Origin of the sequence: Rhodococcus sp. NPDC003318, assembly GCF_042879035.1 — a bacterium.
Lineage (GTDB): Bacteria > Actinomycetota > Actinomycetes > Mycobacteriales > Mycobacteriaceae > Rhodococcus_G.
Window position 1 is genome coordinate 141769 of sequence record NZ_JBIAOU010000006.1, and the last position, 12899, is coordinate 154667.

Here is a 12899-nt window from a genome sequence, read left to right on the forward strand (position 1 = left end):
GGCAGGAGCTCCGCCCCGGGTAGCTGTAACCTCTGGTTTGGACGACCGACTAGTGGTGTCTCGGGACCTGATGGGGTAGAAAACCGTCGACGACAACGAAAAGTGACCATTTTCACATCTTATTGTTACCGGTAGTGGCGGATATCACTTTCACTGCCGCATGTGGGAATGACCCGAATTGCGTGATTGGCGGAAAATGCTGCGACCGATGTCCCCTACCGACTCGATGTTCCTGCTCGGGGAGTCCCGGGAACATCCGATGCACGTCGGCGGACTCGTCCTCTTCGACCCGCCGGAGGGCGGCGACGCCACGGACGTCCGGGAGATGCTCGACGACGCGCTCGCGCGCAACTGGGTCGCTCCCCATCTCCGCCGCCGTCCGCGCCGGTCCCTGACGACGTTGGGGCAGTGGGCCTGGGAGGAGGACGCCGAGATCGACCTCGCCCACCATGTGCAGCACGACGCGTTGCCCCAGCCCGGCGGCATCGCCGAATTGATGGACCTCGTCTCCCGCCTGCACGCCGGACTGCTCGACCGCAGCAGGCCGTTGTGGGAGATGCACCTGATCGAAGGGCTCGCGGACGGACGGTTCGCCGTGTACATGAAGATCCATCACTCGCTGACCGACGGGGTCTCCGCCATGCGGTTGCTGCGCAGCGCGTTGAGCGGGGACGAGTCGGCACGTGGCATGGCCGCGCCCTGGGAGCCGAGAGCCCCCAAGCTCGGCCTGGCCGCGGTCGGCTCGACCGTCGGAGCCGTCGATCTCGCAGGTGCGGCGATCCGCGCCGCCCGTGAGGTCGCCGGCGACGTCGTGGGGATCCTCCCCGCGCTCGCCGACACGGTTGATCGTGCGATCCACGGCCGAGGTGGTTCGCTGTCGCTGGCGTCGCCGTCTTCGCTGTTCAACGTCCCCATCGGGGGCGCCCGCCGGTTTGCCGCGGGGTCGTGGCAGCTCGAGCGGTTGCGGCTGGTGGCCAAGCATGCCGACGCGTCGATCAACGATGTGGTCCTGGCCATGTGTTCGGGTGCTCTGCGCGAATTCCTCGCGGAAGGCGATGCGCTCCCCGCGCAGCCGCTGCACGCGCTGGTCCCGGTCTCACTGCGGCAGCCCTCGGACGGCTCGTCGGGGGAGGAGTCGCGTGGGGGAAACCGGATCGGCGTCCTGACCTGCAACCTCGGGACCGACCTGGACGACGCCGGACGGCGGTTGAGCGCGGTCAGCGCGTCGATGGCGGAGGGGAAAGAGACCATGGTCGCCCGCAGTGCGACCCAGATCCGCGCCATGAGCGCGCTCGGGGTGGCCCCGCTGGCGATGGGAATGGTCCTGGGCAGGCACAGCCCCGTCCGGCCCGCGAACGTGATGATCTCGAATGTCCCCGGTCCCCGTGGCCCCCTGTACTGGAACGGTGCCCGGATGGCCGCGCTGTATCCGCTGTCGATCCCGGTCGACGGGCAGGCGCTGAACATCACCTGCACGAGCACCGACGACGAGATCGCGTTCGGATTGACCGGATGCCGCCGCAGCGTCCCGGACCTGGCGCCTCTCGTCGGGCACCTCGACGACGAACTCGGCCGACTCGAGGAGGCAGTGGGTCTCTGACCGGTCGGTGCCGTACCGCGCACAGGCCGAAGCGCCACGAAGAAGCCGAAGAGTCCGCGCAACTCGACCAGGGAGGTTCTCGATCATGAACCACACCACATCCGGTAGGCATCGCCGCGTCGAGGACGCGGAGCGTTTCCGACTGCGATCGGCGTCGACGATCGCGTTGGCCTCGGCGGTGCCGGCGGCCGCGCCGGCTGCCGTGGTCACCGGATCGTTCGCGGTGTCCGCTCTGATCGCCGTGGGAACCGTGGTCGGGGTGGGACTCGCGGGACTCGTCATCTAGCTCGATTCAGCACGAAAGGGATTGCAGTACACATGAATACGATCGACGCAGCGTCTCCGGCGGATGTCGCCGTCATGTCCGGGAACGCCGCCCACGTCGATGCGGGGCGACAGCCGCGTCCGCCCGTCCGGGGTGCGGGATTCTCCACCGACGAGATCAAGGCGCGCATCGAAGCGATGTTCGCGGACCGCCCCCGTCGCTGACGGCCTCCGGGACCGACGGCCGGTGGACCTGCGCGCCTCCACTAGTCTGGTGCCTTGTGCTGTCCGTTGTTCCGCGCCCGGTGACCGTCCGGGCTCCGTCGAAGGTGAACCTCCACCTGGGCGTCGGTGATCTGCGCGAAGACGGCTACCACGAGCTGACCTCCGTGTTCCAGGCGCTGTCGCTCAGCGACGACGTCACGATCGCGGGCGCCGACGAGCTCACGGTGCGGGTGCGCGGCACGGATGCCGCCGCGGTGCCCACGGACCGGAACAACCTCGTCTGGCGGGCTGCGGAACTGCTCGCGCGACGCGCGGGGCGGGCTCCGAACGTCGCGATCACGATCGACAAGGGCATCCCGGTCGCCGGTGGCATGGCCGGGGGCAGCGCCGATGCGGCGGCCGCTCTCGTCGGGCTCGACGAACTGTGGGGTCTGGGACTCGATCGAGCCGAGCTGTTCACGTTGGGTGCCGAGCTCGGTAGCGATGTCCCGTTCATCCTGCACGGTCTGACCGCGCTCGGTACGGGCCGCGGCGAGAAGCTGCTTCCGGTGTTGTCCCGCAACAGTTTCCACTGGGTCCTCGCCCTCGCGAAGGGTGGTCTGAGCACGCCGGCGGTGTTCCGGGAACTCGACCGGCTGCGCACGGCGGGCGACCCGCCGAGGATCGGCGACGCCGACGACCTGATCCAGGCGCTCGCCTCGGGTGACGCGACGAAGCTCGCCCCGCTCCTCGGCAACGATCTGCAACCCGCGGCGCTGTCCCTCGCGCCGGAACTGCGGCGCACCCTGCGTGCGGGTACGGCCGCCGGTGCGCTCGCCGGGATCGTCTCCGGATCCGGGCCGACCTGCGCGTTCCTGTGTGCCGACGCCGACACGGCAGTCGCGGTCGGGGCCGAGCTGGCCGGGGCGGGCGTGTGCCGCACCGTCCGGGTCGCGCACGGACCGGTGCCGGGGGCGAGGGTCGTGGGCGACGAGACCGAACACCAGCGAACGGAACACTGATGGCCAATCTGATCAACCTCGAGCAGGTCTCGAAGTCCTTCGGCATCAAGCCGCTGCTCGATTCGGTGTCGCTCGGCGTCCAGGAGGGCGAGCGGATCGGTGTGGTCGGCCTCAACGGCGGCGGCAAGACCACGATGCTCGAGGTGCTCGCCGGACTCGAGGAACCCGACGCCGGGCGGGTCAGCCGCGTCGGCGGTCTGCGGATGGCCGTCGTCACGCAGCGCGGCGCCCTCCCCGTCGGCGCCACCGTCGCCGACGTCGTTGTGGCGCCGCTCGGTCTGGCCGAGCACGAGTGGGCGGGCGACGCCCGGATCCGGTCGATCCTCGCGGGCATCGGCATCGACGCCGTCGGGCTGGACCGGGGCGTCGAGGGGCTCTCCGGCGGCGAGCGCCGACGGGTGGCGCTGGCCGCGGCACTCGTGCAGGACCTCGACCTGCTGGTCCTCGACGAGCCGACGAACCACCTCGACGTCGAGGGCGTGCAGTGGTTGGCCGAGCACCTGCTGTCCCGCCGCAGCGCCCTCGTCGTCGTCACCCACGACCGCTGGTTCCTCGACACCGTCGCCACCCGCACCTGGGAGGTCGTCGGCGGCAAGGTCGAGAGCTACGAGGGCGGGTACAACGACTGGATCTTCGCGCGCGCCGAACGCGCCCGGCAGGCCGACGCCGCCGAGGAACGCAGGCAGAACCTCGCGCGCAAGGAACTCGCCTGGCTGCGACGCGGTCCGCAGGCGCGCACGTCGAAGCCGCGCTACCGGGTCGAGGCCGCGGAGGCGCTGATCGCGAACGTCCCACCGCCGCGTGACGCCGTCGCGTTGGCGTCGTTCGCCAAGCGGCGGCTCGGTCGCGTCGTCATCGAACTCGAGGACGTGCGCCTGGCGACACCGGACGGCCGCGAACTCGTCCGGGACCTGACGTGGCGCCTCGCGCCCGGCGAGCGGGTCGGTCTGGTCGGGGTCAACGGTTCGGGCAAGACCACGCTGTTGCGCACCCTCGCGGGGGAGCTCGAGCCCGCGACCGGTCGGAGGATCCAGGGGCAGACGGTCCAGATCGGTTGGCTCCGACAGGAACTCGACGACCTGCCGACCGACATGCGCGTGCTCGACGCGGTCAAGGATGTCGCCGAGCGGATCATGTTGGGCGACAAGGAGATCTCGGCCGGCCAGTTGGCGGAGCGGCTCGGGTTCACCCCGGCCCGGCAGCGCACCCCGGTCGGCGACCTCTCCGGTGGCGAGCGGCGCCGACTGCAGCTGACGCGGGTGCTGATGAGCGAGCCGAACGTACTGCTGCTCGACGAGCCGACCAACGATCTCGACATCGACACACTGCAGCAGCTCGAGGACATCCTGGACGGATGGGCGGGAACCCTGGTCGTCATCAGTCACGACCGGTATCTGATCGAACGGATCTGTGACAGCACCTGGGCGCTGTTCGGCGACGGCAGACTGACCAACCTGCCGGGCGGGATCGAGGAGTACCTGCGCCGGCGGGCGGAGGTGGCGGCGGTGGCGACACCACCGCCGCCGGCTGCCGCTGCCCTGGCGAACACGGGTCCGGTCGTGGTGCGTGACGGCGCCGCGGACCGCGCGGCGCAGAAGGAACTCGCCCGGATCGAACGCCAGGTCGCCAAGCTGTCGGATCGTGAGGACACCCTGCACCAGTTGCTCGCGGCGGCGGCCACCGATCCCCAGGAACTGCAACGGCTCGACGCGGAACTGCGATCGGTGGTCGCGGACAAGGAGTCGGCCGAGGAACGGTGGATGGAGCTCGCGGCCGAGCTCGAATGATCGGTGCCGGCGGTGTCGCCGAGATGCCGACGCACGTTCACCTCCCGAGTACGACGGAAGGCGACTAGGCTTCGCGTCAGGTCGTTCTTGTCGTTCATGGTCCGTCGTGAAAGGCGTGCGTCATGGATCTGGAGGCGCTTGCCGAGATCACTCGGCTCAAGCATCGATACTCGCGAGCCCTGGACACCAAGGACTGGGCCCTGTTCCGGGACACGCTGTTGCCCGACGCGACCGCGACCTACGGTGAGCACCTCAGGTTCGAGGACCGGGACGCATTGTGCTCGTTCATGGAGATCACGCTCGGCCCGCACGTTCTGACCGAACACTTCTGCGGTCAGCCGGAGATCGACGTCGACGGTGACGTGGCGACCGGGACGTGGGTGCTGGCGGACACCGTCATCATTCCCGAGGACGGAATGCTGTTGCGCGGCTCGGCTTTCTACCACGACCGGTACGCCCGCAACGAGGCCGGCCAGTGGCGGATCGCGCACACCGGGTACGAGCGGACCTACGAGATGGTCGTTGCGCTCGCCGACCTGCCGAGCCTGCAACTGACGTCCAACCGCTGGGCGATGGCGATCAACCCGCAACCGGTGGAATAGCGGCACCACCGCATGATCGGCGACCGGTTGGTTCGCGCGGCCCTCAATCCGCTTCCGTCGCTGCCCGTCCGGCGGCGGTCGCGGCCCGAACGAATCGCGGGCCGGACCGTGGTGATCACGGGGGCCTCGTCGGGGGTCGGTGAGGCGGCGTCGATCGCGTTCGCCGCCCTCGAAGCGGATGTGGTGATGGTGGCCCGGGGCACGGACGATCTCGATGCCGTGCGAGCGCGGATCGTTCGGGACGGCGGTGTCGCGTCCACCGTGTCCTGCGATCTGACGGACGTGGCCGCGGTCGACGCCCTGTCGGAACGCGTGCAGGCCGAGCACGGCCCGATCGACGTCCTGATCAACAATGCGGGCCGATCCATCCGCCGGACGGTGGCGGAGTCGGTCGACCGGTTCCACGACTACGAGCGGACGATGGCGCTCAACTACTTCGGCCCGGTGCGGCTGACGCTGGCACTGCTGCCCGCCATGCTCGAGCGGGGTGAGGGCCACGTGGTCAACGTGGCGACGTGGGGCGTGCCGGGCGGGGTGATGCCGAAGTTCGCCGCGTACCACGCGTCCAAGGCGGCGATCGGGGCGTTCGGGCGTGACCTCGGTGCCGAGGTGGGGCCCCGTGGGGTTGCGGTCACGACCGTCCACTTTCCGCTGATCCGGACGCCGATGATCGCGCCGACCGCGGACTACGACTCCATGCCCGCGCTCAGTCCCGCGCAGGCCGCGTCCTGGCTGGTCGAGGCCGTCCGGACCCGACCGGTCGAGATGATGCCCAGTTACGCGGAACTGCTGCGCTGGCTCGGCGCGCTGTCGCCGACCCTGGTCGACGCGGTGGTCCGCCGCGCCGGCATCTGAGCCACCTCCGAGTGTGCACCTGCCGACGCATCGTACGAGTGCCGGCGCAGGGAACGGGACACTCGCGCGCCGGAAGAATCAGTCGGCGGTCGCGACGAGCGGTTCGAGGGTGAGCTCGGGGTGCTCCTTCTCGATGTACTGCAGGCGCCACTTGTCGGAGACCAGCGCGAGCAGCACCCCGTCGGAGCGGGTGAACACCTCGACGCCGCGCTGGCGGCCCAGCTCGGCGGCCGATGCGGCGTCGGTGCGCCGTGCCAGCTGGTACGGCAGCCCTTCCATCCGGGCCTCGACGTTGAACTCGGCCTTCATGCGGGCGGCCACGACCTCGAACTGCATCGGGCCGACCGCCGCCATCACCGGGGACGCGTCGCCGCGGATGTCGTTGCGCAGGATCTGCACGACGCCCTCGGAGTCGAGCTGGTCGACGGCGCGGCGGAACTGCTTGTACTTGCCGGCGCTCTCGGCGCGCAACGTCGAGAAGTGCTCGGGCGCGAACGACGGGATGGGCGGGAACTCGACCTTCTTCTCCGAGAACAGGGTGTGTCCGGGTGCGAGGGCGGTCGCGTTGACCAGGCCGACGACGTCACCCGGGTAGGCGCTGTCGACGGTCGAGCGTTCGCGGCCGAACACGGTCTGCGCGTACTTCGTCGCGAACGGCTTGCCCGTCTGGGCGTGGGTGACGACCATGCCGCGCTCGAAGACGCCGGAGACCACCCGCATGAACGCGAGCCGGTCCCGGTGCGCGGTGTCCATGCCGGCCTGCACCTTGAACACGACCGCGCTGAAGGGGTCGGTGACCGCACGATCGGCGCCGGCGACGTCCGGTCGGGCGTCGGGGGAGGGTGCCAGCGCGACGAGGGTGTCGAGGATCTGCCGGACACCGAAGTTGAGCATCGCGGACGCGAAGATCACCGGCGACGTCTGCCCGGCGATGAACAGTTCCTGGTCGTGGTCCTGCCCGGACGCCGACAGCAGTTCGCTCTCCTCGACCGCGGTCTCCCACGCGGCGCCGTCGCGCGCCGCGGCGCCGTCGGCGTCGAGGACCTCCTCCGGCGCGATCTTCGCGCCGCCCGCGGTGCGGGTGAACCGGATGTACTCCCGCGGGGCACCGTCCTCGCCGCGGCGCAGCAGGCCGCGGAAGTCGCCGGCGATGCCGACCGGCCAGTACAGCGGCGTCGGGGTGAGGCCGATCCGTTCCTGGATCTCGTCCAGCAGTTCGAGCGGCGACTGGCCCGGCCGGTCCCACTTGTTGATCACGGTGACGACGGGGATGCCGCGATGCTTGCAGACCTGGAACAGCTTCAGGGTCTGCGGCTCGAGGCCTTTCGCGGCGTCGATGAGCATCACCGCGGCGTCGACGGCGGTGAGCACGCGGTAGGTGTCCTCGGAGAAGTCGGAGTGACCGGGGGTGTCGACGAGGTTGACGACGTTCGGTTCCTCGTCGGGGTCCGTCTCGGGGGACTTGTAGTTGAACTGCAGCGCGGTCGAGCTGACGGAGATGCCGCGCGCCTTCTCCATCTCCATCCAGTCCGACACCGTCGACTTGCGGCCGGCCTTGCCGTGGACGGCGCCTGCCTCGGCGATCATCTTCGCGTGCAGGGCGAGCGCCTCGGTGAGCGTCGACTTGCCGGCGTCGGGGTGGGAGATGACGGCGAACGTGCGCCGGCGGCCCGCCTCCGCCGCGAGCGCCCTGGCCGATTTGTCGACGGTACCGGCCTCGGTTGCGGGGGCATCGGTCGTCGACGAGGGCTCGGTGGTCACCGGGGCGTTCCTTTACTGGCAGTCGTGAAGTCCTGCTCCGGGGTGTGAGAGCAGTGGCGATGCGCCGGTCATCCAGGTTACCCGGCGTTCGACCGCGCCGAACCGCCACGCTCGCCGAACCGGAGGCGCATGCTTTTCGTGTCAACCAAAGGGTGTGATCTGTAACACGACGGAGTGGATCGAAGGTAATACGTGTAGCGGCCCGGTGAGGAGAACGGGATGAGCAGATTCACCGACGAGATGTACGACACCTCCGCGACCAGCACGCATGGGCTGGTCACCGGTGAGCCGGATCGCCCGGTGCGACAGACGTGGGGCGAGATCCACGAGATCGCCGGGCGCATGGCGGGGGCGCTCGCCGCTGCGGGGGTCGGTCCGGGGGATTCGGTGGGTGTGCTGGCAGGGTTGCCTGCCGAGATCGCGCCGACGTGTCAGGCGGTCTGGATGCGTCGTGGCTCCGTGACGATGCTGCACCAGCCGACACCGCGGACGGATCTGTCGGTGTGGGCGCACGACACCGAGGTCGTCGCGTCGATGATCGGCGCGAAGGCGGTGATCGTCGGTGCCCCGTTCGACGCGGCGGCGCCCGTGCTGGCCGACCGCGGCGTCCACGTCGTCACCATCGAGGGCCTGCGCCTCGGCGAGCCCGTCCCGCCGCTGGACGCGCTCGAGTCCGACGTCGCGCTGCAGCAGCTCACGTCGGGTTCCACCGGGTCGCCGAAGGCCGTGCAGATCACCCACGCGAATTTCTACGTCAACGCCAACGCGATGCTGGATCGGCTCAAGTTCCGGGTCGCCGACGACGTGATGATCAGCTGGCTGCCGCTGTTCCACGACATGGGGATGGTCGGCTTCCTGACCGTGCCGATGCAGATGGGCGCCGAGGTCGTCTGCATCACCCCGCTCGACTTCCTGCGCACCCCCCTGTTGTGGGCTGAATTGATCGGCAAGTACCACGGAACAGTCAGTGCCGCACCGAATTTCGCCTACTCTCTGCTCGCGCGGAGGCTCGAGCAGGCGCCCGACGGCGCCGTCGACCTGTCGTCGATGCGGTGCCTGCTCAACGGCGCCGAACCCGTCGACGCCGACACGATGCTCGCGCTCGCCGCCGCGGGCGCACGATTCGGGCTCGACCCGGCCGCCCTCGCTCCCACCTACGGGATGGCGGAGGTCACGCTCGCGGTGTCGCTGCCGTCGCCCGGACAGGGCCTGGTGCTCGACCCGGTGGATCCCGACCTGCTCGAGGCGATGCAGCACGCGGTGCCGTCGACCAGGGCCGACGCGCGCCGGATGGTCACGCTCGGCACCCTCGTCCCGGCCCTCGAGGGGCGGGTCGTCGACGAGGAGCGTTGCGAGTTGCCCGCCCGGGGTGTCGGGATCATCGAGGTGCGCGGGAAGTCCGTCACGCCCGGCTACCTGACCGTCGACGGGCCCCGGGCGGCCCAGGACGAGGACGGCTGGCTCAGCACCGGCGACGTCGGCTACTTCACCGAGGACGGCCTGGTGGTGGTGTGCGGACGCGTCAAGGACGTCATCATCATGGGCGGACGCAACATCTTCCCGACCGACATCGAACGCGCCGCCGGGACGGTCCGTGGGGTGCGGCCGGGCAACGCGGTCGCCGTGCGCCTGGACGCGGGGCGCAAACGTGAATCGTTCGCGGTGGTCGTCGAGACCAACGCGATCGACGACCCCGACGAGGTCCGGCGGATCGAACACGAGGTCGCGCACGCGGTGTTCGCCGAGGTGGGGGTGCGTCCGCGGACGGTCGCCGTCCTCGGCCGTGGCAGCATCCCGAAGACCTCCTCCGGCAAACTGCGCCGGACGCACTCGGCGTCGCTGCTGCGCTGACGCCCGGTCGGGCCGTCATCGTTGAGGAAAACTGAACGAATCCCGTAGTCGAGTTGCGTTGTTCCGTCCCGTCCCGCTGTGCAGACTCGGATGTGGTCACGAGTGTGGCCCGAGCCGACGCGCACAGGGAGGAGAGCGACGTGTGTGACACCGCCCTCTCCTGCGCGGCTCTCTCCTGTTGTCGCTGACGCGACTCGACGGGCGCTGGGCGCCCTCCGCTGGCGGAGTTCCGATTCTCCGACGAGAAGTCGCTGTTCCCGTGGCCCGCTCGGGCGGGCCACGCGCGTCTGCCTGCCCGATCCGCTGTTTCCCTCCGCTCACGTTCACAAGGAGTTCTGTCAGATGACCCGAAGTTTCGCCGGTAGAGCGAGCGCCTTCGTCGCGGCCGTCGCGGCCGCCGCCATGCTGCTCACCGGATGCGCTGCCAGTCAGTCGGTGGCGGCCGGGACGGGAGGCGATCCGGTGGCGGGCGGCACCCTGCGCTTCGCCGTTCTCGACGCGCCCGCCAATCTGGATCCGCATTCGGGCGGGTCCTACCCGGAGTCGTTGATCACCAGCAACATCACCGACAAGCTCGTCTACCAGGACCCCGACTCCGGAGCGCTCGAGCCGTGGCTCGCGACGTCCTGGGATGTCAACGAGGACCTCACCCAGTTCACCTTCCACCTCCGCGACGGCGTGACGTTCACCGACGGCACCCCGCTCACCGCTGACGTGGTGAAGGAGAACTTCGACCTCCTCGGCTTCGGCAACAAGGAACTCGGCATCGTGCCCGTGTCGGCGTACTGGAACGGGTACGTCGGCACCGAGGTGCTCGACCCGGCGACACTGCGCGTGACGCTCGACAAGTCCAGTGCCGGTTTCCTGCAAGGGCTTTCGATGTACTTCGCGGGAATCCTGGGCCACTCGACCCTGCAGCTGAACAAGGAGCAGCGGGCGCTTCCCCAGAACATCGTGGCCACCGGCCCGTTCGTCGTGACCGAGCATGTCTACCAGGAGAAGACGGTGCTGACGAAGCGGCAGGGCTACAACTGGGCGCCCGAGGGGCGCGGCCACGACGGTGAGGCGTACCTCGACACCGTCGAGATCGTGGTCATCCCCGAGGCCAGTGTCCGGACCGGTGCGCTGCGGTCCGGTGAGGTCGACGCCGTCCTCGACGTCGGCACCACCGACGAGGCGCCGTTGCGTGCGGAGGGCTACCAGATCGTGCCGCAGCTGATTCCCGGTCGCGACATCGCCTTCGACTTCAAGACGGACGTGTTCCCGACGAACGACCGAGCGGTCCGTGAGGCGGTCAAGCTCGGGTGGAGTCGCGACGCGCTCGCGAAGACGGTGCTCACCGACAGCTACAAGCCGTCGTCGTCGGTGGTGTCCGAGCGGGTCCCCGGCTACAAGGACTTCAGTGCGGACCTGGTGGAGGACCAGGCCAAGGCGAAGCAGATCCTCGAGGCCGCGGGCTGGAAGGAAGGTTCCGACGGAATCCGGCAGAACGCGGAGGGCAAGAAGCTCACGCTGAACCTGCTCGGAATCAACAATCTGGTGATCAACAAGCCGGCGTTCGAGCTGATCCAGCAGGATCTCCGTGACATCGGCGTCGACCTCCAGCTGCAGGTGCTGCCCATCCCGGACTACACTGCGGCGTCGAAGATCCAGGGCAAGTGGAACATTCAGGTCTTCAACACCAGCCGCTCCGATGTCGCGGTGCTGGAACAGACCTACTCGCCGCTGTTCACCAACGGTGCGAACATCGCCCCCGACAGCCCGATCCGGCAGCAGGCGATCGACACCTTCCGTGCCGTGAACGAGACGCTCGATCCGGCTGCGCGTGCGGCCGCGGCGGCCACCGCCCAGGACTTCGTGCTCAATCAGGAGATCCTCACGGTGCCCGTCTACAACCCCGCCCAGGTGACCGCGGCGAACCCCAAGGTCCACAACGTGGACTACGAAGCTCAGTCGCGAAATGTGTTCTACGACACCTGGATCGAGCAGGGGTAGTCTCGTGGGACGGTACATTCTCGCGAAGTTCGGGCAGGCGCTGTTCGTGGTGTGGGCCGCGTACACGATCACCTTCGTGCTCCTCTACGTGCTGCCCTACGACACCGTGGACCTGATGTTCGACCCCGCCGAAGCGGAACTGGTCAGCGAGGCGGACAAGGCTGCGGCGCGGGTGCATTTCGGGCTCGACCAGCCACTGGTGCTGCAGTACCTCAGCCGGCTGTTGTCCGCACTGCACGGTGACTTCGGGCACTCGGCGCGGACCGGTGAGAACGTGTGGTCGATGATCCTCGCGGTGCTGCCGCAGACCGCGATCCTCGCCGCGTTCGCGCTGCTGCTGGCCGTGGTGTTCGCCTTCGTGATCGCACTCACCGCGGCCTACACCCGGAACCGGTGGCTCTCGCAGACGATCGCGGCGCTGCCCGCGGCCGCCGTGTCGGTCCCCGTGTTCCTCGTGGGACTGGCCGTTCTGCAGGTCTTCTCGTTCCAGTTGCGGTGGTTCCCGCCGATCGGCAACGACGGGTTCGCGTCACTGGTCCTGCCCGCGGTCACCCTCGCGATACCGGTGTCCGCCCCGATCGCGCAGTTGCTGCTGAAGAACTTCGAGATCGGTTTGGGTGCACCGTACGTCACGGTGTCGGTGGCCAAGGGTGCCACCCGATTGTGGGTGCTGGTGCGCGACGTCCTGAAGAACGGCAGTCTTCCTGCCCTGACGATCGCCGGCCTGACCCTCGGCAACCTGCTCGCGGGCGCGGTCATCGTCGAGACGATCTACTCGCGGTCGGGGCTCGGACGGCTGACCGAGACGGCCGTCCGCACCCAGGACATCATGCTCGTGCAGGCCGTGGTCGTGTTCGCCGCGATCGTCTTCGTGGTGGTCAATCTCATCGTCGACATCATCTATCCGCTCCTCGATCCGCGGCTGCGTTCGCGGGTGCTGGCCGGGTAAGGGGGAATC

The 12899-nt window shown here is 69.1% G+C and carries 11 protein-coding genes; 10 read left to right on the forward strand and 1 reads right to left on the reverse strand.

What is annotated here, in order from left to right:
- The first annotated feature begins 196 nt into the window (after window positions 1-196).
- The 7 genes from ACFYVR_RS12835 to ACFYVR_RS12865 all read left to right on the forward strand — a co-directional run bounded on the left by ACFYVR_RS12835 (window position 197) and on the right by ACFYVR_RS12865 (window position 6334).
- Window positions 197-1600 (forward strand): wax ester/triacylglycerol synthase family O-acyltransferase, encoded by a 1404-nt coding sequence (locus ACFYVR_RS12835; protein ID WP_387473409.1) that lies wholly within the window; start codon window positions 197-199, stop codon window positions 1598-1600.
- Window positions 1601-1685: 85 nt separating this feature from the next.
- On the forward strand, window positions 1686-1886 hold the full coding sequence (locus ACFYVR_RS12840) for a hypothetical protein (RefSeq protein WP_387473411.1): 201 nt from the start codon (window positions 1686-1688) through the stop codon (window positions 1884-1886).
- Between the two features lie 32 nt (window positions 1887-1918).
- The gene (locus ACFYVR_RS12845; RefSeq protein ID WP_387473414.1) at window positions 1919-2089 is read left to right on the forward strand and encodes a hypothetical protein; all 171 of its coding nucleotides are present in this window, start codon (window positions 1919-1921) and stop codon (window positions 2087-2089) included.
- A gap of 56 nt (window positions 2090-2145) precedes the next feature.
- Window positions 2146-3090, forward strand: a complete 945-nt coding sequence (locus ACFYVR_RS12850) for a 4-(cytidine 5'-diphospho)-2-C-methyl-D-erythritol kinase (RefSeq protein WP_387473417.1) — start codon at window positions 2146-2148, stop codon at window positions 3088-3090.
- Window positions 3090-4877 (forward strand): ABC-F family ATP-binding cassette domain-containing protein, encoded by a 1788-nt coding sequence (locus tag ACFYVR_RS12855; RefSeq protein WP_387473420.1) that lies wholly within the window; start codon window positions 3090-3092, stop codon window positions 4875-4877. The genes ACFYVR_RS12850 and ACFYVR_RS12855 overlap by 1 nt, the downstream gene beginning before the upstream one ends.
- 122 nt (window positions 4878-4999) lie before the next feature.
- Window positions 5000-5479: a nuclear transport factor 2 family protein gene (locus ACFYVR_RS12860; RefSeq protein WP_387473423.1), complete on the forward strand. Its 480-nt coding sequence runs from the start codon at window positions 5000-5002 to the stop codon at window positions 5477-5479.
- A gap of 12 nt (window positions 5480-5491) precedes the next feature.
- Window positions 5492-6334 carry an SDR family oxidoreductase gene (locus tag ACFYVR_RS12865; RefSeq protein ID WP_387473425.1) on the forward strand — a complete coding sequence of 281 codons (843 nt, stop codon included), beginning with the start codon at window positions 5492-5494 and terminating at the stop codon, window positions 6332-6334.
- 78 nt (window positions 6335-6412) lie between these two features.
- On the opposite strand, the gene ACFYVR_RS12870 is transcribed toward ACFYVR_RS12865, so the two are convergent.
- Window positions 6413-8095, reverse strand: a complete 1683-nt coding sequence (locus ACFYVR_RS12870; RefSeq protein ID WP_387473428.1) for a peptide chain release factor 3 — start codon at window positions 8093-8095, stop codon at window positions 6413-6415.
- Between the two features lie 219 nt (window positions 8096-8314).
- Between ACFYVR_RS12870 and ACFYVR_RS12875 the strand changes: the two genes are divergently transcribed.
- The 3 genes from ACFYVR_RS12875 (at window position 8315) to ACFYVR_RS12885 (ending at window position 12890) form a co-directional block, all read left to right on the forward strand.
- A complete protein-coding gene (locus ACFYVR_RS12875) occupies window positions 8315-9946 on the forward strand; it encodes a fatty acyl-AMP ligase (RefSeq protein ID WP_387473430.1) in 1632 nt (543 codons plus the stop codon).
- Between the two features lie 342 nt (window positions 9947-10288).
- Window positions 10289-11941, forward strand: a complete 1653-nt coding sequence (locus ACFYVR_RS12880; RefSeq protein ID WP_387473432.1) for an ABC transporter substrate-binding protein — start codon at window positions 10289-10291, stop codon at window positions 11939-11941.
- Between the two features lie 4 nt (window positions 11942-11945).
- Window positions 11946-12890, forward strand: coding sequence for an ABC transporter permease (locus tag ACFYVR_RS12885; RefSeq protein ID WP_387473434.1), 945 nt, complete (start codon window positions 11946-11948; stop codon window positions 12888-12890).
- The last annotated feature ends 9 nt before the right edge of the window (window positions 12891-12899 follow it).